Consider the following 611-nt stretch of genomic DNA (forward strand, 5'->3'; position numbering starts at 1 on the left):
GTGGACCAGTCCGGGGACTGGGCGGGGTCGAGGCTGCGGAGCCGCTCCAGCGTGGCGGGCTTCTGCACGTCCATTCAGTCGGCAAGTTCCTTGAAGGACACACACTTGACGTCCTTCTTGGTGCACACCTTCTCTATCATCTGGTCGACGGCCTTCATGTAGATGCCGCCGTTCCACTCTTCGAAGTGGTTACCGATGAACAGGGGCGCGCGACTCCCGTAGTAGACGCGGTTGAAGCCGGCTGTGTAGGTGTTCAGGGTCTCCTGCTGCCACGTCGGGTACATGGCCGGGTCGCCGTCGGTCTTGCCCTCGGACTGGTTGTAGAGGAAGTTGAAGTCCATGGACAGGCCCTGGTACTTGCCCCCCTCGTACGGGAGCATCTGGAGCGGGAAGTCCCATATGCCGTTCTTCTTCCGCGGCCATATCTGGAAGTCGCCGGCGGAGCTGGCGTCGTAGCGCCAGTCGTAGCTCTTGGCGGCCTTGAGGAGGTTGGCCTGGCCTTCGAGACAGGGAGCGCGGCCGCCGGCGACCTCGCGGCGTATGTCGAACGGCAGCGGTTCGAGGTCGGTCCTGCCGGCGTTGGTCTTCCACTTCTCGACGAAGTCGTAGAA

1 protein-coding gene is annotated in these 611 nt (G+C 63.0%); it reads right to left on the reverse strand.

Going from position 1 to position 611, the window contains the following annotated elements:
- Positions 1 to 74 precede the first annotated feature (74 nt).
- On the reverse strand, positions 75 to 611 hold a 537-nt coding region (locus BTA51_RS28895), incomplete at its 5' end, for a hypothetical protein (RefSeq protein WP_246841233.1).

Origin of the sequence: Hahella sp. CCB-MM4, from assembly GCF_002260525.1 — a bacterium.
Classification (GTDB): Bacteria; Pseudomonadota; Gammaproteobacteria; order Pseudomonadales; family Oleiphilaceae; genus Hahella.